We start from the raw sequence: 26,999 nt of genomic DNA on the forward strand, positions 1-26,999 counted from the left end.
GCCCTGCCCTAAATTTCAGCGGGCTGCATATGGCGGATGGTGTCCCCGCCCTTGGTGTGGTGTAGCCGGCCGAATCGGCTGTCCAGCAGGTGGGCCATGCTTTCGGCGGCGCCGATATACGCCTCTTCGACGGTCGCGGCGCGGTGGCGGACCGCCACCGGAGGCTGCCCCTTGGGCCGAGCCTCGAGATTGCACTGTTTGTCTTCCGACCCGCCCTTGTGGCCGTTCACATCCGTGAGGTGGGCCTCGACGCGGGTGAGATGGTCCGCGTAATAGGTCAGGATCGATCCGATGGTGTCCTGCGCCTGCTCGATGAGGGGCGCGCTGCCGCCGATGTGCTTGTCGGCGAAGACCTGGATTTGCATGGCATCTCCAAACTCTGGAATAGCCGAGTACTTGCTGACGTCTCCGACACTACCCGCTCTCGGGCCGATCGGTTGGTTGTGAACATCACTGTTTGAGCGACGCGCCGGAAGGTATTGCCCCCGACGGGTTTTGCCGATTGACAACCGGACTTATCTCCCACCCGGTATCGGCTAGCTGGTGTCCGTCGGCGCAGCAGAGTACCGCGCGCACGGGTGCGCCGCAGTCGGCGTGCAGGACCGACAGCGGCGGTCCGCCGGGTCCGGCGAGATGTTTGTCCCCCCACTGCATGAGTGCGGTGATGACCGGTTGTAGTTCCCGGCCCACTTCGGTGAGGCGGTACTCCTGCCGGGTGCGGGAGCCGGGTTCCCGATAGTCGTGCAGTTCCAGCACGCCGGCCTCGACGAGGGTGCGCAACCTGCGGACGAGTACGGCGCGCGGCGCACCGGTGGCCTCCTGGATGGCGTCGAATCGGCGTACGCCCATAAATACTTCGCGCAGGGCGAGCAGCGCCCATTGCTCGCCGATCACCTGTAGTGCGGCCGCCACCGAACAGTTCCGTGCCATGCGCAGAGTATATCTGCATTCACATTATGAACTCAGGGTGTTAGGGTCGGCCTCATGACGATCTCGACCGTACCGGCCACCGCCCCCGCCTCCTGGGGTGAACCGCGCAGCAAGACCGTGTACTGGCACGACCCGAAGGTCTCGCTCGAGGCCGCCCCCGGTCGTACCGGGCTGGAGTACCTCACCGCCATGGTGAACGGCGAAATCCCGGGCGCACCCATCGGCGGACTGCTGGGCATGCGCGCGGTGAGCGCGAGCTTCGGTGAGGTCGTCTTCGCCTGTACCCCGGACGAATCGATGTACAACCCGATCGGCATGGTGCACGGCGGCGTCGCCTGCACCCTGCTCGATTCCGCGGCGGGCTGCGCCGTGCACACGACGCTGGCCGCGAACGTCGGCTACACCTCGATCGAGATCAAGGTGACCTACCTGCGCCCCATCCACGCTCACACCGGTGAACTACTCGTGCGCGGGTGGGTCACCAAGCCGGGCAGACGAGTTGCCTTCGCCGAGGCGGATGTTCGCGACGCCGAAGGCACCCTGCTCGCCACCGCCACAAGCAGCTGCCTGATCCTCGGAGGCTGATCGATTCGGCGGGCGGCCCGTCGAATTCCCCTCAGCGGCAGTCGGTTCAGCACCCGAAGCTGGAGTCGACCACGGTCGGGCGCGCCGAATCCGCTGCCGTGCGACTGACTGTTCATCGTCAGCGGATCCGCCGAGCTGGGACTGTCAGCGTGCTGGGACTGCGTGAAGCTGAGCGGGTTGTGTCAGCGGGTGGCGAGGTCGAGCACGGCCAGCGCGAGTTGCTCCGCTGCGTCGGGATGGCCCATGGCGCGGGCGGCGGCGGAAACCGCGGTGCGCGAATCGGTTTCGGTGAGCAGCTCGAACAGCGCGGTGCGCAGTCCGGGGGCGGTGGCCTCGTCGCCGATGAGCGCCCGGGCCGCACCCTGCTCGGCGAGAATGCGGGCATTGCGGATCTGCTCACCGCCGACGGAATGCGGATAGGGGATCAGGACCGCGGGCTTGCCGAGGGTGGTCAGTTCGGCGAGAGTGCCTGCGCCGGAGCGTGATACGACCACATCGGCCAGTGCGAGCACATCGGGGAGTTCGGCGCCGAGGAAATCGCGGACCAGATAGCGGTCGCGCAGTTCGGCCGGCAGCGCGGCGGTGCGCTCGCGCGCCTGATCGTAGGAGCGCCGTCCGCACTGGTGGATCACATTGGCGACGGTCAGCAGCTCCGGCAGGATCTCCGCGATGAGGTCGTTGATCTGCACTGCGCCCTGTGCGCCACCGGTGACGTAGACGGTCGGCAGCTCGGGGGAGTAGCCGGTCCATTCCAGTGCGGGCGCAGCGGCTTTGGCATCGCCGGTAGCGAGTTCGGGCCGAATGGGATTGCCGGTGACCAGCGCTCGGGCGCGAGCCTTCGCGGGCAGCAGCGCCACGGAGGCTTCGGAGCTGAGTGCAATGCGATCCGCCGCGCGGGCCAGTAGCTGATTGGCCTTTCCGATGCCGGTGGTCTGCTCGTGGATCACCAGCGGCCGTCGCCGCAGCGCCGCGGCCATGCCGATGGGCGCGCAGACATAACCGCCGGTGCACAGCACCGCGTCGGGGCGAAATCGCCGCACGACCGACTGGGCCGTGAGCACGCTCAACGGCACGCGCACCGCGTCCTTGGCATTGGCGGCATTGAGCATGCGCAGCGGATTGCGATCCCGTCGCAGCTTCCCGGCCTTGATGCCGGTGAACTGGATCTCGTTCTCGGCGGCCACCCGCTGCTCGAGACTGTCCGGTGTACCGACCCACAGCACCGTCGCCGTCGCGCCCGCCTCCGCGACGAGATCGCGCAGCGCGCGCACGGCCGCCACCGCCGGATAGGTGTGCCCGCCTGTGCCGCCCCCGGCGACAATCACGCGAACGGCGCGGTGCGCGCCGACACGCCGCAAAATCGCGGCGCGGTCGAGTGCGGAATCGGACATGTGTCGAGCCTCCTGAATGTCGGTTGCTGTGCAATACACCCGGAAGGGTGTGCGGCGCAACGATGTGCCGCCGGAGCGGTGGCTTCCGCCGTTGCGGGGCCGGTGCCACGTCCGGTTCAGGCTATCTCGATGCGCTCTCCGGTGGTCGCTCGTGCAGGTACTGGTCGGTCTGGGGAGATTGCGAGGTGTTGGCTAACAGCCAATGGGCCTTTACCATGAATGTGATTCCGATCATGGTGGTGCAGTAAGCAGTGCAATCCGTCCAGTGGGAGGGCCCGAGCATGAAGGCCTGCACGTGGTCCCCGCTGGTTGCCCCGCACCCCGAGCGATCCCCTCGCCCTTCTCCCCAGGAATCCCCGACTCGTTGACCACGAGATTCATTCGGCGACAACGTTTTCCAAGAGTAACCGGAGGTGGCCATGACTTCGTCGGCAGCGGCGGATCCCGCATTCGACACCGGAACGCCCTGGGAAGGGGGCGACGGGGCGGCGCAGATCCTCACTCGCGCACACCAATTGACGAAACCGCTGCTGCGGGCGGCGGTGGATACGCTGCCCGCGGAGCTACGGCTTCCGATCGGGTATCACCTGGGCTGGTGGAATGCCGCCGGTGTCGCGGCGGTCGCCGAATCGGGTAAGGGGCTGCGGCCCGCGCTGGTGCTGGCCTCCGCGCGGGCCGCCGGTAAGCGGGTGGATTCGGAGTGGTCGACAGGGGCCGTGCATGCCGCGGCCGCCATCGAACTGGTGCACAACTTCACGCTCATCCACGACGACGTGATGGACGGCGATGAGATGCGGCGCGGCCGGCCCACGGTGTGGCGGGTCTGGGGCATCGACGATGCGGTGCTCGCCGGTGATGCCATGCACGGCTTGGCGATCTGGACCCTCGCGGGCGCTCCGGTCGCGGCGCTGAGCGGTATCGCCCGGCTGGAGGAGGCCGTCATCGAACTGTGCCTGGGTCAGCATTCCGACTGTGCCGCAGAGACGAAAACCGAAGTGACACTGGACGAATGCCTGGAGACCCTGCAGCACAAGACCGGTGCGCTGCTCGGCTGCGCCTGTGCCATGGGTGCGCTCTGCGCCGGCGCCCGGCCGGACGAGGTCGAGGCCATGGATCACTTCGGCCGCGAACTGGGCGTGGCATTCCAGCTGGTGGACGATCTCATGGGCATCTGGGGCGATCCGGCGCGTACCGGTAAGCCGGTCGGCAATGATCTGCTGCGGCACAAGCGAAGTCTGCCGGTGGTGGTGGCGCTCGAATCGGGCACCGCCGCCGGCCGCGAATTCGCCGAGCTGTACTGCTCGGGCGAGCCGCTGGACGGTCAGTCCGCGGTGCGCGCAGCCGATCTCATCGCGCGGGCCGGTGGCAGGCGCTGGGCGCAGGCCGAATCGATCCGCCATGTGCGGGCGGCCAAATCGCGTATCTCCGGATACGGCGGGCGTGCGAAGGATCTTTTGCAACTCGCGGATTGTGTGGTCGAGCGCGACCACTGAGCGATAGCGCCTGAAGCGCGCTATCTCATTTGTTCGACACTGTCCTATTTGTTCCATTTACCGCCCGGTCGATAATTCGACCGGGCGGTATTTGTTGCTGGACAAGGCTTTTCCGCAAACTTTGCCGTAACCCCGGTTGACGCTCCCGCCATGGGACTTTGGTAACCAATTCACCGGATTCCGTTGCTCCAAAACTGCTGGACTGTCAGGATATCCAGCACGCGGTAACTCAGCACGATATGGGTCACCGTCTTAATGCATACCAGGCGTGCGCTTTTCGCTATTCGTGCTGAATTTTCTCAGGAGTTCCACCATGACAACGGGGCCTCTCGTCGAGTCCGGGGCATTGCCGGCGCTCGGTAGGGAATCCACCCGAGAATTGGTGCGGGAATTGCTGAATGCCGCGACATCCGGACATACCGGACTATTGCGTGTGTCCGGTGAACCGGGCGGAGATCTGCATTTCCGGCTGGGCCACATTGTCACGGTCGATTCGCCCGGTGCACCCGGTGTGCGCGAACTACTTTCCCGGCCCGGGCGCAGCTGTGCCGGGGCGGCCGATATGCGGGTGGTCGTCCTGATGGCGGCGCTCGACGGCGCCTTCGCCATTACCGCCGGTTGGGTCGCCGGGTGCAGCTGGCACGACCTGCCCGAACCGGCCGGGCAGCCGGACACCTGCGAACCCGGCGTCGAACCGGCCCGATTGCTGTTGGAGACCGATAGGCGGCTGACCGCGCTGGCGCACGGCCGGGTATCTCCGCATCGCAATCACCTGGTGCTCACCGACAGCGGCCGCGCGGTGCTCAGCGGCCCCGGCAGTGAGCTCGAGGCCCCCGGCAGCGCGCAGCGGCAGGAGATCCTGCTCTGGGTGAACGGCCGCCGCAGTTGCCGGGATATCGCAATGCTGCTGTGCCGCAGCCTGTATGCGGTGACCGTGGAGGTCGTCCGCATGCTCGACGCCGACCTCATCGGCATTGCCGCCCCGGAGCGCGCGCAGCCCCCGGCCGCCGAGACCGCGCACTCCGGTGCGGCCAGATCGATGCTGCCGCGCCGCCACCGCGGGGCCAGCGGCATCAATGACACGCTGCCGCCGCGCCCGCCGCAGCCCGCCACCCGTGGTTATCAACGGACCGCCATCGTGCGGAAATCAGAAAGGACACCATGAATACCTCGAACGCGACAGGTCCCGGAAGTCTGTCCGACCGCATCGGAGTTCTGGTCAAGACCCTGCGCTCGGAAGTCCCGGAGTGCCTGGCCGCCGGTGCGATCGATATGACCACCGGAATGCTGCTGGCAGTCGAGACCGTCGACAATCATCCACAGGAGGTGCTCGATCTGCTCGCCGCGGCCACCCTGGATCTGTTCCAGGGCCGCAATGTGGTGATGATCGAGGACATTTGGAAGGAGCGCCGCGGCGTCCGCTTGGACCGGCACTATTTCCAGGAGATTCTGGTCAACAGCGATAACCTGACCCACCTGTTCGTACGCACCGAGAGTCGCGAAGATGTGGTCATCGTGGTCGTCTGCCGCAAGACCGTGAATGTCGGCATGCTGTTCGCACAGGCCCGGCGGGTACTGAAGGACGTCGGCAGGCTCTGAGTCAGGAGGCGGGCGCTGAGTCAGGAGGCGGGCGCTGAGTCAGGAGGCGGGCGCTGAGTCAGGAGGCGGGCGCTGAGTCAGGAGGCGGGCGCTGAGTCAGGAGGCGGGCGCTGAGCCATGAGGCGGGCGCTGAGCCATGAGACGGGCGCTGAGCCATGAGACGGGCGCTGAGCTAAGAGATGTGCGCTGAGCCATGAGACGGGCGCTGAGCTAAGAGATGTGCGCGACGCCGCCGAGCATGGAGACGGCCTCCGCGCGCGGATGTGGCCGCCACTCGTCCGGCCGCCACGCCGTCACCGAGGTGATGCCCGGCGCGACCATGTCGAATCCGGAGAAGAATTTCGCGAACTCGGCGCTCGAGCGGAGCTGGAAGGGAACTCCGCTGCGCTGATTGGCCTCGCGCGTGCGGGCCACATCCTCATCGTCGAGGTAGTCGTTGGTGGCATGCGACATGACCAGGTGGCTGCCCGGCGGCAGTGCGTCGCAGAGTGTGCGCACCAGTTCGTAGGGGCGGGTCTCATCGGTGAAGAAGTGCATGATGGCGACCAGCATCAGCGCCACCGGCTTGTTCAGATCCAGGGTGGCCAGCAGATCCGGATGGGACAGGATGTGCGCCGGATCGCGCAGGTCCGCGTCCAGATAGGCGGTCGCGCCCTCGGGGGCGCTGTCGAGCAGGGTGCGCGCGTGCACCAGCACGATGGGGTCGTTGTCCACGTAGACAATGCGCGATTCGGGGGCGATGCCCTGGGCGATCTCGTGCACATTGCCCGCGGTGGGCAGGCCCGCGCCGATATCCAGGAACTGGCGGATACCCGTTTCGGCGGTCAGGTACGCGGTCACCCGGCGCAGGAAGTTGCGGTTCTCCACCGCGGCCAGCCGGACGGTCGGGAAGGCCTCGGCCACCGCGTCGGCGGACTCGCGGTCGGCGGCGTAATTGTCCTTACCACCCAGCCAATAGTCGTAACGCCGGGCCGGATGCGGTTTGGTGGTGTCGATGCGCTCCGCTGCCGATTCCGAGTTCACTACGCTCCCAATCCAATTCGATTAGTGTTTGCTCATGTCGCGCTACAGCCCATACGACTTCGAAATTCACGCCGATCCGTATCCCCACTATGCCAGGCTGCGTACCGAGGCTCCCGTCTACCGGAACGATACCGACGACTTCTGGGCGCTCTCCAGGCATGCCGACGTGCAGGCCGCGCTCCGGGATTCGGAGCGTTTCTCCAGCGTGAACGGGCTGCGGATGGAGCCCGCCTTCTGGGGGCCGCAGGCGGAACGCTTCTTCTCCTTCGTCGCCATGGATCCGCCCAAGCACACGCGGCTGCGCGGTCTGGTGACCCGTGCCTTCACCGCCCATCGGGTGCAGTCGCTGGCCCCGCGACTACAGGAGATCGCGCGCGGCGTACTGGACCCGCTGCTCGAACGCCGCAGCTTCGATCTCATGACCGATTTCGCCGGGCCGTTCCCGACCGATGTGATCTCCGAACTGGTCGGCGTGCCCCAGGCCGATCGCGAAATGATTCGCAAGCTCGGCATGGAGATCATGTACACCGATGAGGAGTCTGCCGATCTGCGGCCCGAGGCCATGCAGGCCATCGGCGCGCTGGTCGGCTACTACACCGAGCTCACCATCGAACGCAGTAAGGAGCGCCGCGACGATCTGCTCTCCGGGCTGCTCGATGCCGCCGACGGTGATGACCGGCTCACGCCGGAGGAGATTGTCGGCGTCCTCATCCTGCTGGTCGGCGCCGGTATCGAGACCGCCATGCTGACCTTCGGCAATGCCTGGCATGCGGCCTGGCTTCACCCCGATCAGCGCCGTCTCGCCCTGGACGGGCGCACCGAGGACTGGATCGACGAGGCCATGCGCTGGGATCCGTCGACGCAGAGCGCGCTGCGCACCACCACCGAGGATATTTCGCTGCACGGCACGGATATCCCGGCCGGCGCCCGCATGCTGCTGCTCACCGGTTCGGCCAATCGTGATCCGGAGGTGTTCGCCGATCCGGACGCCTTCGATCTGGATCGCGATACCAGCGACTCCCTGGTCTTCGGCAGCGGCCGCCACCACTGCCTCGGCTCGAATCTGGCACTGCTGGAACTGCGTATCGCCCTGCAGGAGATTGCCGCCGCCGTCTCCGACTTCGAGATCGACGAATCCGGCCTGCGCCGCATCCACTCCTCGAACAACCGCGGGTTCGCAAGCCTGCCGACCACCGTCACCCTGCGCTGATCAAGGCTCCCGGGCACCGCGAGCATCGACCTGCGCAAGAATTTCGCAAAATCCGAATGCGATGGACATGCCCGGTGCCCGGGATCGAGGTCGTGCCGGCCGACGGTGCGCACATTCTTCTCTCGGGCAGTGGCTCGTCCCTGAAATCGCAGCAGATTCTGTGCACCACAGACGAAATCGTGCGCGGCGATCGTGTCGGCAGGGGCGCGGGTCCGCGCGGCGGTCCGGTGCGTGACGATATCGCGGTGACGGTCCCTCGCTAAACGTTCATCTGCTAGTGGTCTGTGTCTCTTTTCTGACCGCCCAGAATAGCCTCGGCTTTGCTACGGTGGCCGGACTGTCGTCCTGCAGTGCTGCCGGATTTATGGGGCGGCGGTGATCTGCATGCGTGGCAGCTGAGAGGACGGCGTCGATGTCCCCACCGGTTGCTGCCCGGACGAGCCCGGTGGTGCGTCGTAAACCCGCTGACGTCGCTGAATTCCTGCAAATCATCGCAGAGCCGAAGCCTTTGCGGCACATGCGACGCGCACCGAGAATCCCGCTGGCTCCGGCGCAGGAACGTATGTGGCATGCGGCCGCCGCAGGCTACTCAGCTGACTGGAATGTTGCTCGCGCGTTTCGCATTCGTGGACAGGCGGTAAATATCGGTGCGCTGATCGCCGCCATCGACGATGTGATGCGGCGGCACGCACCGCTGCGCACCTGCTATCCGGCCACCGCGCACGGACCCATCCAGGTGGTGATGGACGCCGATGTGGCGCGGATCGAGGTGGCCGTCGTGGACAGTTTCGCGGGCGAGCTCACCGAGCGGCTCGCCGAATTCAGCGGCGACGCCTTCGATCTCGCCACCGAGGTGCCGATCCGGGCCCGCGTCTACCGGCTCGGCGCGCGGGATATGGTGCTGGCTCTGGTGGTGCACCACATCTCCCTGGACGGCGCCTCGATCGGGCCGCTGCTGCGGGATCTGGTCACCGCGTACGGCGCCCGGACCGCGCGGCAGGCGCCCGCCTGGCCGCCGCTGCCGGTCGACTACATCGACTACACGCTGTGGAAGCACGAGTACCTGGGCGCGTACGAGGATCCGTGCAGCCGCGCCAGCACTCAGCTGCGGTACTGGGCCAATAATCTGGTCGGCCGGCCGATGCCGCTCGAATTGCCCTATGACAGAACGTCTTCGGTCCGACGCGAGGCCGCCGGGGATCTCGTCCAGGTGCAGTTCGACGCCGATGTGCATCGTGATCTGCTGTGCCGCGCCCGGCGGGTGGGTTCGAGTGTCTTCATGATGCTCCAGACCGCCTTCGCGGTGAGTGTCGCGGCCTTCGCGAAATCCTCGGATGTCACGGTGGCGACCGCCGTCTCCGGCCGTGATGATCCCCTGCTCGCGGATATCGTCGGCAATCTGGCCGACGACGTCCTCATGCGCATCCGCCTGGACCGCGCCGCCGATATGACCGAACTGCTCGAGCAGGTGCGCCGGGTTGCGCTGGCCGCCTTCGCGAATCCGGACACCTCCAATCCCCGGCTGCTGCGCTGCCTCCCGCAGGACCCGAGCCATCCGCTCTTCCAGGCCACCCTCATCCTGCAGCGCGCCGAGGCCGATCCGCCCGGAGCGGTGACCGGTCGCGGCCTGACGGTGACCGAGGTCCCGACCGGCGTTGTGCGCGCCAAACACGACCTGGAATTCGGCCTGACCGAGCACTACGACCACACCGGCGCCCCCACCGGCATCAACGGCCCCTTCCTCTACCCGACCGCTCTCTTCGACCGCGATACCGCCGAGCGGTTCGTCGAAAAGTTCCACGCCACAGTCCGATTGATCGCCACCGGGTACGACGGCCCGCTGTCACCGTTGCTCGACAGCGCACCCCGCCGCCGCAGCCGCCGCGCCGGCCGCCCCCGCCCCGCCGGCTGTTGAGCGGCATCCCCGCATACGTGATACCGCCCCGCCGTTCTGGCGCGTCACCGCCGTCATCGGGGCGTGAGGTCACCGTCGTCGTCCCGGCGTGAGGTCACCGTCGTTCCTGCGTGAGGTCACTCTCGTCGTCCCGGCGTGAGGTCACCGTCGTTCCTGCGTGAGGTCACTCTCGTCGTCCCGGCGTGAGGTCACCGTCGTTCCTGCGTGAGGTCACTCTCGTCGTCCCGGCGTGAGGTCACCGTCGTTCCTGCGTGAGGTCACTCTCGTCGTCCCGGCGCGATATCACCCTCGTCATCCTGGCGCGCTTTGGCCGGGATTCACACAGGCCACGTTCCAACAGGTTTCGGTGGATTCCGGCCGCAAGCATGCCGGAATGACAGTGCGGCAGTGCTGCGGGCCTGAGCCGCGCTAGCGTCCGAACGGGTTGCGCCGCGCCTTTTTCGGGCGATCGAGTGGTTGTAGTCGCGGGGGATGGGCCGCGGTGGGGTCCAGGCTCACCAGGTTGGCGATGCGGCGGGGTAGGTCGAGGTGGGTGCGCAGATGGGGCCATCCGCCGGAGAGCATGGCGGCCAGCGCGTCCGGAGCCGGTTCGAGTGCGCAGATCGCGCGCAGCAGTGTCAGCGGTTCGAGATCGCGCTGCTGGGCGCAGGCGGTGATGAGGGCGGGTAGTTGTTCGCGTGAGGTGCAGCCGAGGATCTGGTGCAGCACCACCTCGCCCTCGGCGGTGGCGGAGCGCCCCGCCATGCAGACCGCGACGAATTCCATATCGGAATCGATTGCCGCGCGCAGGATCTCGAAGTTCTCCTCGATCACCAGGGGGTCGTCGGCGGCGGCGTGGATGATGCCGGACACCTCGGTCTTCGTCCAGTGGCCTCGGTTCCGGCTGCGCTGGAACATGCTGTGGCGCAGCCGGGAACGTGCGGGCTCCGGCTGCTCGGCCTCGAGCACCGTCAGGCTCTCCACCGCTTCCGGCAGGCCGAGGGTGCGCCGCAGCGACGCCCACGCCGGCTGCAGCGCTTCGACCAGTTCGGCAGGCTCCGACCGCACGATGGTGACGGCCTTCATGAGTTCGAAGGCGTCCACACCCGCATAGCGCATGCACTCGGTGATCAACGGCGCCAGGCGATCCGCGGGTGCGCACGCCATGAGCTGGTCGAGCAGGTAGCGGTCCCGGCTGGTGCAGGACGCGTTCACCATGAGCTGCGCGACGATCGGCAGATGGGTGTACATGGCGCTGCGCAGCAGCTGACTGCTGCCGGTGTGCACGGCCGGATCATTGATCTCGGCGCGCACTGTTTCGTACACCAGGGCGCGATCACGGGATCCGATGGTGAACTCGCGCAGGGCGCGATGCTGGTGCAGCCGTTCGACGACCAGACTCCGATCGGCGGTCTCGCCGGTGCTCCAGTCGTGCTGTAGTTGCGGCCATACGGTTTTCGCATCGCTCGCGGTGAGCGTGCCGGTCTCGAGTCGCTGAAAGGCCGAGGCGGTCACGACCGCGCTGATATCGAAGCCGAGCTGATGGGCGACCTGTGTCGCGCGGTTGCGGCGGCGATTGTCGTTCATGACACATTCGATCAGCGTCTGTTCGAAGGCGGTGCGCACGCTCGGCAGATGATCCAGCTGCACCAATGCCGTTGTGACAGCGGTCTTGTCGAGAGCCAGACGAATCGCGCGCCGGGCGACCGTCGTATTGTCGAACCACTCCGGCGCCAGCCCCGGATCGGTGATCACCTGCACCAGTTGGGCATCGTCGAGCAGTGCGGGATCGACGGTGCGCAGATGCTGTTGATAACACCACTGCCGGATGTCGTGCACCGTCGCGAGTTCGGCGGGCAGCACCACGCCGGCGCGGCGGTGTTCGACAATGGTCCGGCCGAGATTCGGGTAGGTGTCCGCGGATTCTTCGGTGGAGCTGTCCGGGTTGATGGTGACGCGATCGGGTGCCGGGGTGTCCCGGCCGATCACGGTCACGATCGACGGGGCTTCGGACGGCTGTCCGGGGCCGGTGGAGAATGTCAACTCCCGCAAGGTATCTCGCGGAAGTATCCCGTACAGCGCCTGCAGCATGGTGACCGCGTCCCGGGGGCCGGCGACGTGCAGGGTGACGCCCGGCCCCTGCCCGGCGAGATGTGCGAGCACCGCGCCGACGAGCGCCGGTAGCCACGGGTCCGCGAGCGCGGCCAGCGTCTCCGCGGCGAAGATCCGCTCATCGGTTTCCGGCGCCGGATCGGCGAGCGGCCAGTGCTCGGTCGGCGATACCGACCCGTTCAAGGAGGTCAGCAATTCGCCGGACTCGTGCAGCCGTAGCGCCGTAATCCCGTCCAGCGCACCACGTTCACCCGCGATCAGATGCGTGACGCAGGTGCCCGGCCGAACCTCCGACGGCGTCTTCAGACCCGCGACAGCCAGCCCCCGGGCAATCCGGAATTCCAGTACGAACGATTCGGGCGTCGCCGAATACTCGCCGTCGGGCAGCGTCACCAGCGATCCGAGCTCGCGCACCGTCGAACCCAGTGCGGCAGGCCAGTTTCCGGACCGCGCTACGACACCGACTCCGGCCCCCGAGGATTCGAGATTGACCAGTGCCCACCCACACAGCAGTTGCGGAAATCCTGTCATCGGTAGGCCCGTAGCTCCTCGATCATGTCCAGCATGTAGACCACCGGATCGGCCGCACCGTAGGGTTTGAACACCGGATACGTGCCATTGCCGCGCTTTCCGCAACCCACCGCCGACACCGGGAAGTACATATTCCAGGGGAAGCGGATGGACAGCGCCGAATCGACGGCCGGGAACAGCCGCCGCACCAGATTTCTGGTGATCTCACTGCGCTGCACGATCTGCACCGGATCGTAGGAGTTGCCCGCACCATTGCTGCTCACCGGGCTGTCCGACCAATTCGCTGGTGGCGCAACTATATTCAGTTCCGGCAGATCGATGAGCGACAGCAGATCGGTCTTGGCGACAATGGTCGAGACATGTACCCGTGGCGGTTCGATCGGCAGTTGGATCGGGTAGCTGTTGGCCGCCCGCCAGAGCTTGGCGATCTGATCGATCATGAGCGTGGTGCGCCCGACGGTCTGCGAGTGTTCGACGGTATTGGCCAGGCTCTCCTGATTATCGGGATCGGCCTGCTCCCGCATGAGCGCCAGATACTGCTTGTTCAGCGTGGACGGCACCACGAACCACAGGAAATCGGCCACCGCCAGATGCGGACTCACCCGCGCGGCGACCGCACCGTCGGCGATATCCTCACCCGCCACATCGACGAACGCGAGATTGACGGCGCTCGCGGTGTGCACCGAATACACCGTCACCAGAATGGGTTTGCGCTGCTCCAGCCCGGCCCAGGTATGACCCTGCGTCTGCCGCTGTGTCGAAGTGGAGATGCCGTCGAGGTGACGGGTCGGCTCCAGGGCCATACGCCGAGGCCCGGTGGCGTCGAGCGCACGCCGGTCCAGCAGGCGGGCCTCCAGGGCGGTCCAGAGGCTCGCCGATTTGGGCGAGACGATGAAGGAGAACCGCGCGGCCAGCTTCGGATCGTTCATCATCGAATGGATCATGGATACGATCAGATGGCTCTTGGAGGACGCCGATTCGCCGACGAATCCGATCACCTTCGTCGGATGGTCGAGAATGACCGGATCGATCTCACATCCGTTCGGGCAGCGCAGATTCAGCTTGTCGAAATAGGTTTCGATCTGCTTGGCGTGACCGCCGTTGCGCTGGCGGATCACGGTGTACCAGCGATTGCGCTCGCGGTCGTAGGTGAATTCGTTGAGGCAGTTCAGGCAGACGGTTCTCACGCCGGGTACCTCACGTGAGCACCGCCAGGGTGAATATCGCGATCGTGCCCGCGAAGAACACCACGCCCACCCGGAAGGCCGTCCAAAGCCAGTGCGACGCACGCGATCCCGGATACACGTACCGCTGCCATGCCATCCCCGCCTGTCGATTTCTCACTACCTCACCTCACACGAACTTCCCGACCTGCACGAGCAGCCAGGCGAGCAGTAGGAAAACCAGTCCGCCGAGCGCGATTCCGGCCGTCGCGGCGACCCCGAACAGGGCGGCGACATAGCGGTAATCGTCCCTGGCCAATCCGGCGAGCAGCCGCTGCCGGGAGGCCAGCGCGGGAATCAGGAAGAAATTCCAGGTCGACGAATACAGCAGCGGGTCAGCGGTTTCCAGCCCCGGCTCACGGAGCGCGCCGGGAGTCAGCACCGAGGTCTGGGACTGTCGCAGCTGGTCCGGGACCGTTCCGGGCCGGGTGGTCCGGGTGGCGTTCGATACGCGTTCGAGCGCCTCGCAGAAATAGTGCTGGAATTCCGCCGCCGATCGGTGCCGCTGCGCCGGATCCGGGGAAAGTGACCGATCCAGTACAACTTTGAGGTCATCCGGAATTCCGGCGGGGCCGTAGGCGCGGGGGAGTATCTCGGCGCAGACCACGGCGAAGGAGTACACGTCGCTGAGGTGGGTGATCTGCCCGTGGTGCAGATACTCCGGAGCCGAATAGTGCTGGGTGCCCAGTGCGCGCTGGGCCTGGGTGAGGCGCTGGATGTGCTCGCGCATCTCGATCGCGATACCGAAATCGGCGAGTTTCGCCGTGCCGTCCGGGCCGATCATAATGTTCTCGGGCTTGATATCCCGGTGCACCACCTGCTTGGAGTGCGCGTATACGAGGCCGCTGAGAGCATCGGTGAGAATTCTGAGCAGGCTCGGTAGCGACCAGTTCTCCGGATGACGGAGATGCTGGCGTAGGTTCTCGCCCGGAATGAACTCCATCACCAAGAACGGGTAGCGCCTGCGGTTTTCGACGAAAACGCCGGCATCGTGCACCGTGACGATATTCGCGCAGTTCATCTGCGCGGCAATATGCGCCTCGCGCTCGAACCGTTCCTGCTGAATCCGTTCATCCTGTTCCAGCGGTAGCAGACTCCCGGAATCGAGCACCTTGACCGCGACCCGGCGACGCAACTGTCTGTCCCACGCGTCCCAGACCTCGGCCATTCCCCCTCTGCCGACGAGTTCCCGTAGCTCGTAACGGCCATTGATCAGCCTCAAGCGCGTGCGATCCCTCCAAGCCCGGCGGACTCCAAATCACCGCCGAGTGTACGCGCGCCACGCGCGAGCGCCTCCCCATATTTCCTTGCCCTACTGGGGATTCAGTGAACAGGGAGTCGGTTCGTTACCAACTTGCCACCGGATCTGCACAACTCCCGCACACAACACAACCGCAGCCGCCAGCAACACCCCGCCGACCACATCGGTGAACCAGTGCACGCCCAGATACAACCGCGTCGCACACATGGCAACCACCAGCACCGCGGCCAGTACCGCTGCGCCCCAAGCCCGCCCCCGCGTCGGCCGCGATCCGAGATACACCAGCAGCGTCACCCCGACCAATGCCGTCGTAGCAGTCGCATGCCCCGACGGATACGACGGATGCATCGCCCCCACCAACCGCATCGCCACCGGCGGCCGCTCCCTCCCGACCAAATATTTGGTGAGAGTGCTCAATCCCGTAGCAATCAGCACGGTTGCCACAACCAGCAGAGCCACCCCGAAACTCCGCCTCCGCCACCAGGCAACCCCCGCGACCACGATCGCAATCAGGCTGGCCCGCCCCGGATCCCCGAAAAACGTGTACTCCCGAACCAAGGTCGTCCACCCCGCCGACCGATGCCCCACAAACCAATCCCACACCCCCACATCCCCATCAACCGCCCACCCCGCCCCCCAAACCTGCCAGGTAAGCAGGAGAAACAGCCCACCCATCACAACCGCCCCCCACCCCAAAACCCCCGCACGCTCCCGCAGCACCCGACCCATGCCGCCATCCTCACCGAAACCGCCACCCCAAAGGCCCTGCCACCCAGGCGTGTCGCCCACCCACCCGATTTGCAGTTCCCGCCCCTCCCTCGGTAACTTCATCCAGTCGCTCGCCTAACGAGCACGGGGCTATGGCGCAGCTGGTAGCGCACCACACTGGCAGTGTGGGGGTCAGGGGTTCGAATCCCCTTAGCTCCACAAGACAGTAAAGCCGCAGGTCAATGACCTGCGGCTTTGCTGTTTTTCTTGCAATGCGCGAACCATGTAGGTGCCCTACGCGGTACCCTACGTTCATGAAGGCCAAGACGAGCGTGTACCTCGATCCCGAGCAGGCCGGCCGTCTGAAAGAGGCAGCCGAAACGACCGGGCGATCGGAGGCCGACCTCATTCGAGAGGGAATCGACCTCGTACTGTTGCGGGCGCACAGCGTCCGCCGCACCCGCCCATGGCCGTCGTTCGATTCCGGCGATCCTGGGTTCGCTGCCAACACTGAGGACGCGCTCGGCGAGGCATACGGCGAGTGAGCTTCTTTATCGCCGATACCTCGGCCATCATCGCCGCTTACGACCGCGCTGCGGAACTGCACGAGAAAGCGCGGGAATACCTCGCCACCTCCGTCGCTGTCGTCTCGCCACTCGTCCTCGACGAAATCGATCATCTGCTCATCGCGCGATTCGGAAAAGATCGCCGCACAGCCGATCTCGTACTCAACGACCTGCTCACCTCGGCAGAGGAGGGTGCGGTGCTCGTCCCAGTCGTCGACCGCGACGACCTTCGGATCGCCCAGAAGATCATCGAACAGTATCGCGGCCTCCGGCTCGACCTGGCCGACGCGGTCAATGTCGTGCTCGCCGAGCGCTACCTCACCAACGACATGCTGACGTTGGACGAGAAGGACTTTCGCGCCGTTCGGCCATTGACGCCCACTCATCGGTCGTTCCGACTCCTGCTCCAGGGCGACTGAACCGCCGGCAACCATCGGCGATGCAAGGCTGGGCCCACCAGTGGTCTTCGGGTTGCGCGGTCGTGGAACATTCTGGGTCATCGGGTTCCACCGTCCGCGAACTGTAGAGCAGGCCCGTGAATACCGCGCCGCCCTCTGTCGCGGTCGTCTCGCCACTGGTGCTGGACGGTAGCGGGGCACCAGGCGATCACGTCCTCAGTGGTCGTCATTCCGATTCGTCGAATGCGGTCTCTATCAAGGCGTCTGCCTCGTCCGCAACCTCGTACACGACGTTCCGAAGTTGGCACTCGATCGTGAACTCGCGGGCCCGAGTATGTAGCTCGGCCTCGCTAACGGTGCCAAGGCGAACCGTATGGATCAGCTCCATGGCGTCCTCGACGAACGGGTCGTAGCCGTGTTCCCGGATCCAATCAAGAGTCCATTTGATGGAAGCTTCCATATCCACGTGCCCATGTTCCGCGATTCGGATCGCCAGGACTGAGGAATGGCATTCAGAGGGAGCACCGAGGTGGCGACTCTCGGGCACCGAGCTCCTGCCGACCCATACGCGCCGCCGCGGACGTGCTGTCCCTGTGGCCGTCATCGGGTATCACCGCCGACCTGTGGCCGGGTGCCGACCGCGCGAACCGTGATGTCCGGCCCGTCGACCGGCACCGCCTGGTTCGTATGCTGGTCCGTCAGGTCCACAGAATCGCAGAGCCGCAGGTGATCAACCTGCGGCTCTGTTGTATCTCCGGCAATGCGCGAACCTGACGGGTGCCTTGCGCTGCCCGTGGGGTGACTGAACCGCCGACATCCGCAGCCGAGTGTGATTGCGGCGTTGCTGGATTCGGTCGCAGCGCGATAGGCACGAGTCCATCCCGCATCAGTCGAATGGGTTGAGTACGGATATGCCTGTGCCGGCCACGTCCGCGACATTGCGGGTGACGAAAGTCCACTCGTGCACCTTGGCGGTAGCGGCGAGCAGTCCGTCCAGTATCGGGACGGTCTTGGGGACGTTCATTCGAGCCCATTCCTCGGCGACGTCCGCGTCGACGGAGACAATACGATCGCGATAAGTGGTGCGCAGGGTGCCGAGCCACGATTCGAGGATCTCGGCCTGCGGCGCGTCCCGGACGCGCAGACGCTCGATACCCAACCGGATTTCGCCGAGGGTGATGGCACTGAGATGGAGTTGATGGGAGTGCACTCCCTCGTACCAGGCCAGCACCTTGGGGTTGGGGTTCTTCTTGCGTAGTTCGGACACGATGTTGGTGTCGAGTAGAAAGCCCAAGTCAGGCCGTCCAATCAATCTCGCGCGGTGTTTCGCGGCTGCGGGTCAGATCGAGATCCTCGAGACTCGGACCAGCGCGTAGGAAGTCCTTGAAATCGGCGACTTCGCCACGGAGCCTTCGGTATTCGGCAATATCGATCACCACTGCGATCGCCTCGCCGTGCCGGGTCACCACCTGTGGGCCGTCAGTGGTGACGCTCCGGAGCAGCTCGCTGAAGCGCTGCTTGGCTTCCTGAATCTGCCAGCTCATCGGTTCGGCTCCCTTTCGTTCTAGTCTGTCTAGACAGACTAGATTGTACGCCAACCGGCCGTCGCGATCCCGTTGTTTGCCGGGTATTCACGGGCCGGATGACCACGTCTGGCCCCTCGACCGGCACCGCACGGTTCGTATGCTGGTCCGTCAGCTCCACAAAACGGCAAAGCCGCAGGTCAATTGCCTGCGGCTCTCGCTTTTTCGTGACAGTGCGCGAACCGGAGACGGAGGATTCGCGTCGGTCGAACTGTGCGCGGGGGCGGTCCGGGAAATGATCGAACTTGGCGTTGTTCGAGGCGATCATGGTCGTGCGTTCCACAGGGCGCTGACCGGCAGGGCACGGAATTTCGGTCCGAACGGGAGGGTTTCGGTGCCGGTGTAGAGCACGTATCCGGCGAGGAGGTTGTCGCCCAGACGTTCTGCGAGGTGGCGGAGACCGCGGAAATCCTCGCTCTTGACCGTGGCGGCGGCTTTCACCTCGATGGCGATCACCTCTCGTCGGTTGTTCTCGAGAATGATGTCGACTTCGACGTTGTCGCGGGTGCGGTAGTGGAACATGCGGGCTTCCTGATCGGACCAGGTGAGCTGGCGAGCGAGTTCGGCGGCTACGAAACCCTCCAGCAGTGGGCCGAGCGGGCCGTTCACGGCCCGCAGCGCGCGTGCGTCGGCACCGCACAAATATGTGGCGATACCAGAATCGACCATGAATACCTTGGAGGTTGCGACGGCCCGGGTGGTCAGGTTCCGCGACCAAGCAGGGATGCGCTTGATCAGGAAAACTTCCTCCAGGAGGCGGAGGTAACGGGCGACGGTGTCCTTAGGAAGACCGAGTTCGTTGCCGAGGGTGCCGGGTACCAGGAGTTGACCGGATCTGGCTGCGACGAGGTTGGTCAGGGTGAACATCTCCGCGGTTCGTCCGATTTCGGACAGTTGCATGACGTCTCGGTTGATCAGATCGGCGACGTAGGAGGAGAAGAATCGGGATCGCCGTTTGCCTTCTCGTGCAACGGCTTCGGGGAAGCCCCCGCGTGCGATCCGTTCGATGTAGTCATCGCGGTTCTCGGTCCCATCGTGCCGTAGCTGTGGTCCGCGTTCGAAGGCGCAATCGACGAATCTGTCTGGTGCGCCGTCGATTTCGCCTTGGGAGAGTGGCCAGAGTTCGATCGTCTCCATGCGTCCGGGAAGGGCGTCCGGAACGCTCCGGAGCGCCATGACGTGAGCCGAACCGGTGAGCAGGAACCGGCCGGGTCGTCCATCAGCGTCGACAGTCTCCTTGATCGCCAACAGCAGCTCCGGTACTCGCTGGACCTCGTCGATGATCAGAAGGGAATCGTCGAGGACGAACTGAGTGGGGTCGTAGCCGGCTGCCTGCCGGGTCTCCGGCTTGTCGAGGCTCCGCCAGGTCGCGCCGATCTCCCTGCCTATCCGGGCGACCAGTGTGCTCTTTCCGCATTGGCGAGCCCCGTTGACCAGGACGACACGAGTATCTACAAGCGCTTCATGCACCGCTGAGTGGGCATGGCGGGGAAGAATCCGACCAATCGGCGATGACGAGAAGGATGAGGTCATCGCAGCATTATTGCATATGCTGTGCGCGTTCTGCCGCACAGTTCATGCGCGTTCTGCCGCAAGCGATGTGCGCGGTCTGCCGCAAGCATTGTGCGCGTTCTGCCGTTACAATCGTGCGCTTCTTGCCGACACTGGAACAGCTGCCTTGCTGGAGCGTTGTCGATGAGTTGGCGATTTGCTCCGCGGGTGATTCGTTGTGGTCGGGCACATGGAGTGATCGCGATCATCGGACGCCGCCGACCGAGCCCGGTCAGGTACCCACCGCACGGATCATGATGTCCGGCCCGTCCACTAGCACCGCGCGTTCGTATGCTGGTCCGTCAGCTCCACCGAAGGTGGCATGGCACGAGATCAAGCGAGGCCGCTGATCGCGGCCCCCAGCGATCGGGCGCCCAGGACCAGGAACAGGACCGCCATGATCGCGGAATTGTTCCGGTCGGTCCAGCGCCGCCATGCACGCAGGGTCGCGGACGCACGGCTGTCGTCGGCGAGGTGCAGGGTCAGCGGAATCAAGACACATAGCGATGCGATGGCCACGAACACCGCTGCTGCGACTGCTCTCTCGCCGTGGCCGGGGGTGACTCCGGCGACGGTGACGGATGCCGAGATGATCTGGGTGACGTTCTTCGGATTCGCCAGAGCGATCGTCGCACCGAGGAGCAGACACGCCTGCGGAGTGAGGCCGTTGACGTCTCTCAGTCTGGCGGGCAACACAACTCGTGGTGATCGTCCGAGGCTGAGCCGGAACTGGCGGGCCGCGAGCAGTAGCAGCGCGATTCCGAGCGCGCCCTTGACCCAGAACACCCATGGATTGACCGTGCCGTCCCGGTGGGCCGCCGCGTAGCCGTTGAAAACGATGAGCGCCGCGACCGTGACGCCGATGGCCGTGCTCCAGCCGAGTGCGAATGCGAGACCGTTCGGCCTGCCGCGCCGGCTCGTCAGGATAACGATCATCGCCACCAGGGCCGCCGGGCTGATCGCGATTCCGACTCCGTGGTCGATGACCTGTCCGATTGCGTTACCCACGACGACTCGCTCGGATCAGCATGGCCTGACTGTCGCTGATCGTGCGGACGGTGTCCTCACACGCGGAGGGTGATTTCCAGGATCACTCAATCGGGCAGTCTGCTCATTTCCAGCAGCGTGAGTCCCAGATTGTCGATGCGGCTCAGCATGCCGCGCAATACGGTCGAATCGTCGACGGGGCCGAACAGCACGGTGGTGCCGGGCAGTCGGCGGGTAGTGGCGAGTTCGGGGAACGCGGACAGCGCCCGGTCCGACAGCTCGCCTTCGATAATGAACTGGTATCGCATCGGGAGCATTCTCACCACCTCGCTGCCTGTCGAAACTCGGTCGTCTGCCCAGGTGTCAGCACTGTCATCTGTAACGAGTATTTCGCGATGCCCCGCGACGGACCTCATCCGCTGGGGGTGAAAAGCGCAGATCAGACGGGTTCAGATCAGTCCGGTGAAGCGGGCGCGGCCCACGGCGTCGCCACGGGTATTGGTTCCCAACTTCGCGTAAATGCCCCGTAGATGCGTCTTCACAGTATTGATCGAGACGCCCAGGTCATCGGCGATCTGCTGCACGGTTCGACCCGAGGGCAATAGTCGAAGCACCGTCACCTCGGTGGTGGTCAGCGTGTGATGCGCGGTGTCGCGCCGCGCCTTGGGATGCCGGCGCACGATCTCGGCGAACACATCGTGACGGCCGAGTTGCCCGGCAAACGAATCCAGGAGGTGCAGGACCTGCGGAATATCCAGGAAGGGCCGGATCAGCCGGTCTCGTGCGGCGAGCCGCAGCGCGTTCTCCAGCCCCTCGCGCGCCTTCATCGGCGCATCGATGTGCGATACCGCGTGCAGCAGCCATGCGGTGATGGTGCTGATCGGGCGGTCGGCATTGTCGGACCGGATGAGCGGCAGCACCATCGATCGCGTGGCGATGGGACTGTTCGCGGTGAGCGCGAGGGCGGCGCGGGCCACGACGATGTCGTCGGTATCGCCCAACACCTGCCGTGCCCGCTCGACGAGCAGTGTGGCCGTGCGAGGTTCGTGCGCCCGCAGCAGCGCCCACACCGCGTGCGGGACGAGCCCTCCGCTCATCAGCGGTACGGCCTGACGTTCGAGCAATTCCAGGAGGCTGTGCCGCAGTGCGTCGACAGCGCCGGATATGTCGGCCGACTGCTCGAGTTGCAGTAGATGGCCCAGTACGAATGCGTGCCAGCCCGCGACCGGGCCGGAGGAGCCGTCCTGCCGGGGATGCACCGCCAGCGCCGCCGCCACCTGCGCGGGCGCGGGATCCTCGCCCTGCAGGTAGGACGCCAGCGCGGACATGGTCAGTGCGAGCGTGATATCGGGGTTGCCGGGCACGGCGTTCTCGGTCGCGATGGCCACGGCTCTTTCCGAGCACTCCTGCATCGAGGTGATATCGCCGCGGATTCCGGCGGCCGTCGCCAGCCGGGTCACCGCCTGCACGATGAGCCGAGCCCCGCCGGGGCCGTGCTCGGCCAGTACCAGCGCCGAGTGCAGCAGCTCCTCGCCGTCCGCCACATCACCCTGGGCGAGTTTCACGAAAGCGAACTGAATCATTGTGTAGCAATCGATTCCGGCCTCGCCGGTGAGCGGGAGCGGATTCGGAATCACGACGCGCTCGGGCGCCGAGCCGGTCATGACCGCGGTGTAGGCGGCGGTCGCCGCGCTCAGCGCCTCGATCCAGGAATCCGGTACGAACGACGTCCGGTTCGTGCGCCGGACAGCCGCCATATCGAGAATCGTCAACGCGTCGGTCGCGTCGCCGTAGAGCAGTGCGTCGGCTCCGCGCAGCAGCCAGATGAACGGATCGTCCGCGATCTCAGGCCGCAGACGATGCAGCGTGGCGAACAGATCACCGCCGCGCCCCCGCAGCACGAGGTCCAGTGCGGAGTCGGCGAGGAAACATCGCAGATGGCTTTCACCCGGTCCGTCGAGCAGATGCGGCAGGGCCGTGAGCGGCTGATCAGCCGACCGCAACCACTCCGCGGTGCGCAGATGCAGGTCGGACAGCATCCGATTGCCGAGCCGATTGGCCTCGGCGCGCAGATAGGACCGCAGCATCGGGTGGTAGCTGAACCACAGGTCGTCACCGCGCAACTCGTGCGTGCAGGGGAAATTGATCCGGTCGAGTTCGTACAGCCGGTGTACTGCTCCGCCGCCGACCAGTTCGTCGGCCAGCTGTTCGGTGAAAGATTCGGGAATGCTGGTGTAGGTCAAGAAGAGTCGCAGCTGCGGACTCAGGGTGTCGATGAGTTCGCCGACGATGAAATCGGAGACCGCCTGTGCCGGCCGGGCCAGCGCGGTGAGCGCGGTCGCGCGGTCTCTATTGCTCGCAGCGAGGTAGATGGCGGTGATCCGGACCAGGGCCGCCCAGCCGCGGGTCAGGTCAGTGACTGTGCGCAGTTCCTCGGGGGTGAGGTTGGGCAGGTGCTGTCGGCAGACCTGCGCGACCTGCTCCTGCGTCATCGCGAGTTCCGCGGCCGGCACACGTTCGAGCTGTCCGGTGAGTTCGAGGCTGTGCCAGCGAATGGGCGGATCGAAGCGGGCCGCGATGATCGTGGTGACCGTAGTCGGGGCGTTGAGCAGGAAGTGCTCGAGACCGGCCAGCGCGATCGGATCGGTGAGCAGATGCGCGTCGTCGATCACCAGGACGACGGGCGCGGCGCGGTCGGTGAGTGTGTCGACCAGTTCCACCGCATCGGCGAGCGGCGCGAGGAGCCCGGGACGCGGGGCATCGGGAACGGCGAGGCGTGCACGCAGGGCGTTCCAGAGCCGGTGGCCCTGGTCCATGTCCTCGGTAATCGTCAGCCAGCACACCTCGGCGCCCGGTTGTGCCGAGCCCGCGCGGCTCACCCAGTCCGCGAGTAGGACCGTTTTGCCGCTACCGGCAGCTCCGCAAATCATCAGCACACGAGTCTGGGGCATGGCGATCGCGAGGTCGATGCGGTCGAGCAGAACGGGTCGATCGATCGGCCGGAACGACAGGGAGGGAAGCCCGGCAGATCGCTTGTCAGTGCTGTTGGACACCACTTTCGACGCGAACTCCTGCGGCGTGATCACCATGCCTCCTGTGCTGTCCCGACCGAAATTCCGACGCTCGAGCCGGAAGTTATCGTAGGGAATCAATGGCCCGCTCACACGGTCGGCCGTTGTCCCGTATACGAGCCTAGACGGCGGCAGCAACACTTTGAGAAACTCCGCGCAGGTGAGATTCGGCTGATACTTGCCGGTCGGATCACACCATGGTGACGTTTCACCCGCGATGGGTGAGGCGCGAACTGGACGCTCGATCCAGACTTTGAATCGCATTCCGCGGGTTGTTGTCCTTCGCACCCGCTGTCATATATGACCACCAGCAGCGAGGTATCTCATGAATTTCCCCATTATCGATCTCGGTTCCGCGGTCATCAATCTTGCCGATGTAGTGACCTCGACCTTGGCCAATATCACCTATCTGCTCCAGTCCTGGGGCTCGATGTAATAACGCATCAGCCGTTACCGCAGTGCGTCCCCATCCGAAAAGATGGGGGCGCACTGCGTTTCGGCAGGGAGGGGATGTCTCAGAGTCCGCCGATCCCCTTGCCGAGAACGACCGCGCCCATGACGAGCATCACTATTGCCATCACCATATGGTTGTTCGCCTGAAGCCAGTTCTTCAGCGATTCCAAGCTGCCGCGCACCCGGTCGGCGGCGAGCCGGTATCCGATGGCCGGAACGAGCACGGTTGTCGCCGCGAGCGCTGTGTAGATCAGCACTGCCCCCACCTCGGCCGGCCCCGACAGGCCACCGGTACCGATGGCGACGCCCGCGGAGACGCAGAGCAGCAGATTCTTCGGATTCACCGCAGACAGCGCGAAGCCCAGCCCGGCCGCCTTGACGAAGGTGACGCTGTCCAGCGCCTGCATCCATCCCGGTGCCGAGGTGTCCGTGCGGCTGCGCCACTGTTTGACCGCCAGCGCCAGCAGCAGCACACCGAGTGCGATCCGAACCCACGACACCGCGGGTTTCGGATCCGAACTGTGCGAGTTATCGATCGATCCCGACAGCAGCAGGAAGACGCCCGTAGCGATGAGGAGCCCCACCACCCAGCCGGTGGCGAAACCCGTACCCGCGCCGGAAGCATTGCGCGAGAGCAACATCAGGATGACGGCCACGATCGGGATGGGCGATATGGCCACACCGACGGCCAGTGGGAGTAGATCTCCGATGACTGAACCCATCTGATTCACTGCTCTCCCTGGTCGATCAGCTCTTGTCCCCGTCGCAGGGCGATATCGAGGGGGCCCAGCAGCTCCGATGTCGCCGGGATGATGTTGTCCCGGCCGAGAAGGTCGGTGATGCCGGTGCGATTCATGGCCTGCATTTGAGCCGGGCGCACGCCCGCCAGGATGAGTTGTCCACCTTGGCTTTTCAGGGTGTCGGCATAGCGCCGGAACAGTTTCAGGATTGCCGAGGACGGGATGTCGGGCATGGTGCGCAGGACCAGGACCAGGACCGGATTGCGGGCCCCCGTCGAATCCGGCATGGCGGCCTCGAGGCGGGGTAGTTCGGCGAAGAAGCTCGATCCGTCGTAGTTGACGACGGTCACCGTGTTCGAGGGCAGCGTCGCGGGAACATCGGCGATGGTCCACGCGCCGTCCTCGTCGCGTTCGAGGGAGGTCAGCTCGGTGCCGTGCGTGGCTTGCACGCAGAACAGCAGCAGCGACAGCAGCGCGCCGATGACGATCGCCTGCTGCAACGGCAATTGGGTGGTCGCGGCGAAGGTGGCGATCATGGCCGCGGCCGACAGTTTCGAGGTGTTCCAGACCAGGGCGATGTCCTTGAATTTCCCGAAGATCAGCTCGCCACCGACGACCAGGATGAGCCCGCCGATCACCGGAACCGGAATGCGCTCGGCCAGACTCGCGCACGTCAGCACCACGAGAGCGAGGAAGACACCTGAAATCACGCCGGCCCAGCGGGTTTTCGCGCCCACGCTGCTCGCGACGCCCGTCCGCGAGAGCGAGCCGCCCGCCGGGAGGGCTTGGAACAGCCCGCCGCCGATATTGGCGACTCCCTGAGAGACGAAGTCGGAGTTCATATTCGAGCGGCTGCCGTCGGGATTGGGCATGGACGGCGCGACACCGGCGGCCTGCGCCAGCGCCACCATCGCGACGGCCAGTGCGCCCGGCAGCAGGTGCGGAACGGCATCCAGGTTGGGGATCGAGAGGCTCGGCAGCGCGCCCGGAATGTGCGAGATATCGCCCACGAACTCGACATCGAGACTCATGACGGCGACCGCGATACTGACCACGACCATGGCGACCAGCAGCGCCAGTGAGCTCAGTTTCGGTATGGCGCGGGCGATGGCCCACACCGCGATGGTCGCGATGGCCACCCAGGTGGTGGTGGCCTGCCAGTGCGAGATGCCCGCCAGCCAGTTCCACAGCTGCACCAGCTTGTTGTGGCCGCCGGGCTTGTACCCGGTGGCGTCCTTGAAAACACCGGTGACGATCTGCAGGGCGATGCCCGTGGAGAAACCGATCATCACCGCGTTGGAGACGAAGCTGAGCACCACGCCCAGTCGCAGCAGTCCCATGATCAGCATGATCGCGCCGACCATGATCCCGAGCGCGGCGATATTGCCGCCGTCCTGCGGGTCGAGCCCGGCGTCCGACAGCGCGGATTGGCCGGTCAGCGCTATCGCGCTGGTGAGAGTGGTGACCATCAGTACGGTCGAAGAGGTGAGCGAGCCCAGAATGGGCGGCACGACACCGGCGTACAGGCCCATGACCGGGTTGAAGCCCGCGATCGACGCATAGGCCATGCCCTCGGGAATGCTGAAAAGGCCGGTCGCCATTCCGGCGGTGACATCCGATTTACTCGGGCGGCCGAGCTTCGTCCGCGCCCGCTTCAGCAGGTCGGGCGTATCAGCTGTCATTGTTCGCT

At 65.5% G+C, this 26,999-nt stretch carries 27 protein-coding genes and 1 tRNA gene; 10 read left to right on the plus strand and 18 right to left on the minus strand.

Annotated features, from left to right (window positions below; translation table 11 throughout):
- Nucleotides 1–8: 8 nt before the first annotated feature.
- Nucleotides 9–365, minus strand: a complete 357-nt coding sequence (locus tag OG716_RS39180; RefSeq protein ID WP_355118492.1) for a ribosomal subunit interface protein — start codon at nucleotides 363–365, stop codon at nucleotides 9–11.
- Between the two features lie 85 nt (nucleotides 366–450).
- On the minus strand, nucleotides 451–930 hold the full coding sequence (locus tag OG716_RS39185) for a winged helix-turn-helix transcriptional regulator (RefSeq protein ID WP_405135239.1): 480 nt from the start codon (nucleotides 928–930) through the stop codon (nucleotides 451–453).
- 54 nt (nucleotides 931–984) lie between these two features.
- Here OG716_RS39185 and OG716_RS39190 point away from each other — a divergent pair, with 54 nt between their 5' ends.
- Nucleotides 985–1,515 carry a PaaI family thioesterase gene (locus OG716_RS39190; protein WP_405135240.1) on the plus strand — a complete coding sequence of 177 codons (531 nt, stop codon included), beginning with the start codon at nucleotides 985–987 and terminating at the stop codon, nucleotides 1,513–1,515.
- 182 nt (nucleotides 1,516–1,697) lie between these two features.
- Here OG716_RS39190 and OG716_RS39195 read toward each other — a convergent pair whose 3' ends face one another.
- Entirely contained in the window at nucleotides 1,698–2,906 is a 1,209-nt protein-coding gene (locus tag OG716_RS39195) for a UDP-N-acetylglucosamine--N-acetylmuramyl-(pentapeptide) pyrophosphoryl-undecaprenol N-acetylglucosamine transferase (RefSeq protein ID WP_405135241.1), read from the minus strand.
- A 419-nt stretch (nucleotides 2,907–3,325) separates the two neighbouring features.
- On the opposite strand from OG716_RS39195, the gene OG716_RS39200 reads away from it, so the two are divergent.
- The 3 genes from OG716_RS39200 (at nucleotide 3,326) to OG716_RS39210 (ending at nucleotide 5,998) form a co-directional block, all read left to right on the plus strand.
- Entirely contained in the window at nucleotides 3,326–4,399 is a 1,074-nt protein-coding gene (locus tag OG716_RS39200) for a polyprenyl synthetase family protein (RefSeq protein WP_405135242.1), read from the plus strand.
- A 313-nt stretch (nucleotides 4,400–4,712) separates the two neighbouring features.
- Nucleotides 4,713–5,564, plus strand: a complete 852-nt coding sequence (locus OG716_RS39205) for a hypothetical protein (RefSeq protein WP_405135243.1) — start codon at nucleotides 4,713–4,715, stop codon at nucleotides 5,562–5,564.
- A complete protein-coding gene (locus tag OG716_RS39210; RefSeq protein ID WP_297614430.1) occupies nucleotides 5,561–5,998 on the plus strand; it encodes a hypothetical protein in 438 nt (145 codons plus the stop codon). Before OG716_RS39205 ends, OG716_RS39210 begins: the two co-directional genes overlap by 4 nt.
- Nucleotides 5,999–6,208: 210 nt before the next feature.
- On the opposite strand, the gene OG716_RS39215 is transcribed toward OG716_RS39210, so the two are convergent.
- The gene (locus OG716_RS39215; protein WP_405135244.1) at nucleotides 6,209–7,021 is read right to left on the minus strand and encodes an SAM-dependent methyltransferase; all 813 of its coding nucleotides are present in this window, start codon (nucleotides 7,019–7,021) and stop codon (nucleotides 6,209–6,211) included.
- Between the two features lie 34 nt (nucleotides 7,022–7,055).
- On the opposite strand from OG716_RS39215, the gene OG716_RS39220 reads away from it, so the two are divergent.
- From OG716_RS39220 to OG716_RS39230, 3 genes are all read left to right on the plus strand, one after another.
- Nucleotides 7,056–8,231 carry a cytochrome P450 gene (locus OG716_RS39220; protein ID WP_405135245.1) on the plus strand — a complete coding sequence of 392 codons (1,176 nt, stop codon included), beginning with the start codon at nucleotides 7,056–7,058 and terminating at the stop codon, nucleotides 8,229–8,231.
- Between the two features lie 74 nt (nucleotides 8,232–8,305).
- Nucleotides 8,306–8,494: a hypothetical protein gene (locus OG716_RS39225; protein WP_405135246.1), complete on the plus strand. Its 189-nt coding sequence runs from the start codon at nucleotides 8,306–8,308 to the stop codon at nucleotides 8,492–8,494.
- A 149-nt stretch (nucleotides 8,495–8,643) separates the two neighbouring features.
- Complete coding sequence (locus OG716_RS39230) at nucleotides 8,644–10,146, plus strand: condensation domain-containing protein (protein WP_405135247.1); 1,503 nt, start codon at nucleotides 8,644–8,646, stop codon at nucleotides 10,144–10,146.
- Nucleotides 10,147–10,554: 408 nt separating this feature from the next.
- Here OG716_RS39230 and OG716_RS39235 read toward each other — a convergent pair whose 3' ends face one another.
- The 5 genes from OG716_RS39235 to OG716_RS39255 all read right to left on the minus strand — a co-directional run bounded on the left by OG716_RS39235 (nucleotide 10,555) and on the right by OG716_RS39255 (nucleotide 16,083).
- Complete coding sequence (locus tag OG716_RS39235; protein ID WP_405135248.1) at nucleotides 10,555–12,768, minus strand: hypothetical protein; 2,214 nt, start codon at nucleotides 12,766–12,768, stop codon at nucleotides 10,555–10,557.
- The gene (locus tag OG716_RS39240; protein ID WP_405135249.1) at nucleotides 12,765–13,955 is read right to left on the minus strand and encodes a hypothetical protein; all 1,191 of its coding nucleotides are present in this window, start codon (nucleotides 13,953–13,955) and stop codon (nucleotides 12,765–12,767) included. Before OG716_RS39240 ends, OG716_RS39235 begins: the two co-directional genes overlap by 4 nt.
- Nucleotides 13,956–13,965: 10 nt before the next feature.
- Entirely contained in the window at nucleotides 13,966–14,112 is a 147-nt protein-coding gene (locus tag OG716_RS39245) for a hypothetical protein (RefSeq protein WP_405135250.1), read from the minus strand.
- A gap of 9 nt (nucleotides 14,113–14,121) precedes the next feature.
- On the minus strand, nucleotides 14,122–15,213 hold the full coding sequence (locus tag OG716_RS39250; RefSeq protein ID WP_405135251.1) for a serine/threonine-protein kinase: 1,092 nt from the start codon (nucleotides 15,211–15,213) through the stop codon (nucleotides 14,122–14,124).
- A gap of 90 nt (nucleotides 15,214–15,303) precedes the next feature.
- Entirely contained in the window at nucleotides 15,304–16,083 is a 780-nt protein-coding gene (locus tag OG716_RS39255) for a phosphatase PAP2 family protein (RefSeq protein ID WP_405135252.1), read from the minus strand.
- A gap of 23 nt (nucleotides 16,084–16,106) precedes the next feature.
- Between OG716_RS39255 and OG716_RS39260 the strand changes: the two genes are divergently transcribed.
- The 3 genes from OG716_RS39260 to OG716_RS39270 all read left to right on the plus strand — a co-directional run bounded on the left by OG716_RS39260 (nucleotide 16,107) and on the right by OG716_RS39270 (nucleotide 16,945).
- Nucleotides 16,107–16,179 (plus strand) — tRNA-Ala (locus tag OG716_RS39260).
- Between the two features lie 95 nt (nucleotides 16,180–16,274).
- Nucleotides 16,275–16,505: a ribbon-helix-helix domain-containing protein gene (locus OG716_RS39265; RefSeq protein WP_405135253.1), complete on the plus strand. Its 231-nt coding sequence runs from the start codon at nucleotides 16,275–16,277 to the stop codon at nucleotides 16,503–16,505.
- On the plus strand, nucleotides 16,502–16,945 hold the full coding sequence (locus tag OG716_RS39270) for a PIN domain-containing protein (RefSeq protein ID WP_405135254.1): 444 nt from the start codon (nucleotides 16,502–16,504) through the stop codon (nucleotides 16,943–16,945). The genes OG716_RS39265 and OG716_RS39270 overlap by 4 nt, the downstream gene beginning before the upstream one ends.
- Before the next feature lie 205 nt (nucleotides 16,946–17,150).
- Here OG716_RS39270 and OG716_RS39275 read toward each other — a convergent pair whose 3' ends face one another.
- From OG716_RS39275 to OG716_RS39315, 9 genes are all read right to left on the minus strand, one after another.
- Nucleotides 17,151–17,390, minus strand: a complete 240-nt coding sequence (locus OG716_RS39275) for a hypothetical protein (RefSeq protein WP_405135255.1) — start codon at nucleotides 17,388–17,390, stop codon at nucleotides 17,151–17,153.
- A gap of 420 nt (nucleotides 17,391–17,810) precedes the next feature.
- Nucleotides 17,811–18,236 (minus strand): type II toxin-antitoxin system VapC family toxin, encoded by a 426-nt coding sequence (locus OG716_RS39280; protein ID WP_405135256.1) that lies wholly within the window; start codon nucleotides 18,234–18,236, stop codon nucleotides 17,811–17,813.
- The gene (locus OG716_RS39285) at nucleotides 18,220–18,468 is read right to left on the minus strand and encodes a type II toxin-antitoxin system Phd/YefM family antitoxin (RefSeq protein WP_405135257.1); all 249 of its coding nucleotides are present in this window, start codon (nucleotides 18,466–18,468) and stop codon (nucleotides 18,220–18,222) included. Before OG716_RS39285 ends, OG716_RS39280 begins: the two co-directional genes overlap by 17 nt.
- A 303-nt stretch (nucleotides 18,469–18,771) precedes the next feature.
- Complete coding sequence (locus tag OG716_RS39290) at nucleotides 18,772–19,977, minus strand: ATP-binding protein (RefSeq protein ID WP_405135258.1); 1,206 nt, start codon at nucleotides 19,975–19,977, stop codon at nucleotides 18,772–18,774.
- 414 nt (nucleotides 19,978–20,391) lie between these two features.
- Nucleotides 20,392–21,066, minus strand: coding sequence for a GAP family protein (locus tag OG716_RS39295; protein ID WP_405135259.1), 675 nt, complete (start codon nucleotides 21,064–21,066; stop codon nucleotides 20,392–20,394).
- 86 nt (nucleotides 21,067–21,152) lie between these two features.
- Entirely contained in the window at nucleotides 21,153–21,362 is a 210-nt protein-coding gene (locus OG716_RS39300) for a hypothetical protein (protein ID WP_405135260.1), read from the minus strand.
- 132 nt (nucleotides 21,363–21,494) lie between these two features.
- Nucleotides 21,495–24,131, minus strand: coding sequence for a LuxR C-terminal-related transcriptional regulator (locus OG716_RS39305; RefSeq protein ID WP_405135261.1), 2,637 nt, complete (start codon nucleotides 24,129–24,131; stop codon nucleotides 21,495–21,497).
- 500 nt (nucleotides 24,132–24,631) lie between these two features.
- Entirely contained in the window at nucleotides 24,632–25,291 is a 660-nt protein-coding gene (locus OG716_RS39310; protein ID WP_405135262.1) for a GAP family protein, read from the minus strand.
- A 5-nt stretch (nucleotides 25,292–25,296) separates the two neighbouring features.
- A complete protein-coding gene (locus OG716_RS39315) occupies nucleotides 25,297–26,991 on the minus strand; it encodes a SulP family inorganic anion transporter (RefSeq protein WP_405135263.1) in 1,695 nt (564 codons plus the stop codon).
- Nucleotides 26,992–26,999: the final 8 nt, after the last annotated feature.

Origin of the sequence: Nocardia sp. NBC_01388 (genome assembly GCF_045040085.1) — a bacterium.
Classification (GTDB): Bacteria; Actinomycetota; Actinomycetes; order Mycobacteriales; family Mycobacteriaceae; genus Nocardia.

Excerpts from the sequence above, each read along its gene's own strand:
- OG716_RS39205 (WP_405135243.1), top strand. The coding sequence starts at position 4,713 with ATGACAACGGGGCCTCTCGTCGAGTCCGGGGCATTGCCGGCGCTCGGT.
- OG716_RS39310 (WP_405135262.1), bottom strand. The coding sequence starts at position 25,291 with ATGGGTTCAGTCATCGGAGATCTACTCCCACTGGCCGTCGGTGTGGCC.
- OG716_RS39315 (WP_405135263.1), bottom strand. The coding sequence starts at position 26,991 with ATGACAGCTGATACGCCCGACCTGCTGAAGCGGGCGCGGACGAAGCTC.
- OG716_RS39200 (WP_405135242.1), top strand. The coding sequence starts at position 3,326 with ATGACTTCGTCGGCAGCGGCGGATCCCGCATTCGACACCGGAACGCCC.
- OG716_RS39195 (WP_405135241.1), bottom strand. The coding sequence starts at position 2,906 with ATGTCCGATTCCGCACTCGACCGCGCCGCGATTTTGCGGCGTGTCGGC.
- OG716_RS39300 (WP_405135260.1), bottom strand. The coding sequence starts at position 21,362 with ATGCTCCCGATGCGATACCAGTTCATTATCGAAGGCGAGCTGTCGGAC.
- OG716_RS39255 (WP_405135252.1), bottom strand. The coding sequence starts at position 16,083 with ATGAAGTTACCGAGGGAGGGGCGGGAACTGCAAATCGGGTGGGTGGGC.
- OG716_RS39190 (WP_405135240.1), top strand. The coding sequence starts at position 985 with ATGACGATCTCGACCGTACCGGCCACCGCCCCCGCCTCCTGGGGTGAA.
- OG716_RS39230 (WP_405135247.1), top strand. The coding sequence starts at position 8,644 with ATGTCCCCACCGGTTGCTGCCCGGACGAGCCCGGTGGTGCGTCGTAAA.
- OG716_RS39265 (WP_405135253.1), top strand. The coding sequence starts at position 16,275 with ATGAAGGCCAAGACGAGCGTGTACCTCGATCCCGAGCAGGCCGGCCGT.
- OG716_RS39210 (WP_297614430.1), top strand. The coding sequence starts at position 5,561 with ATGAATACCTCGAACGCGACAGGTCCCGGAAGTCTGTCCGACCGCATC.
- OG716_RS39235 (WP_405135248.1), bottom strand. The coding sequence starts at position 12,768 with ATGACAGGATTTCCGCAACTGCTGTGTGGGTGGGCACTGGTCAATCTC.
- OG716_RS39180 (WP_355118492.1), bottom strand. The coding sequence starts at position 365 with ATGCAAATCCAGGTCTTCGCCGACAAGCACATCGGCGGCAGCGCGCCC.
- OG716_RS39285 (WP_405135257.1), bottom strand. The coding sequence starts at position 18,468 with ATGAGCTGGCAGATTCAGGAAGCCAAGCAGCGCTTCAGCGAGCTGCTC.
- OG716_RS39185 (WP_405135239.1), bottom strand. The coding sequence starts at position 930 with ATGGCACGGAACTGTTCGGTGGCGGCCGCACTACAGGTGATCGGCGAG.
- OG716_RS39220 (WP_405135245.1), top strand. The coding sequence starts at position 7,056 with ATGTCGCGCTACAGCCCATACGACTTCGAAATTCACGCCGATCCGTAT.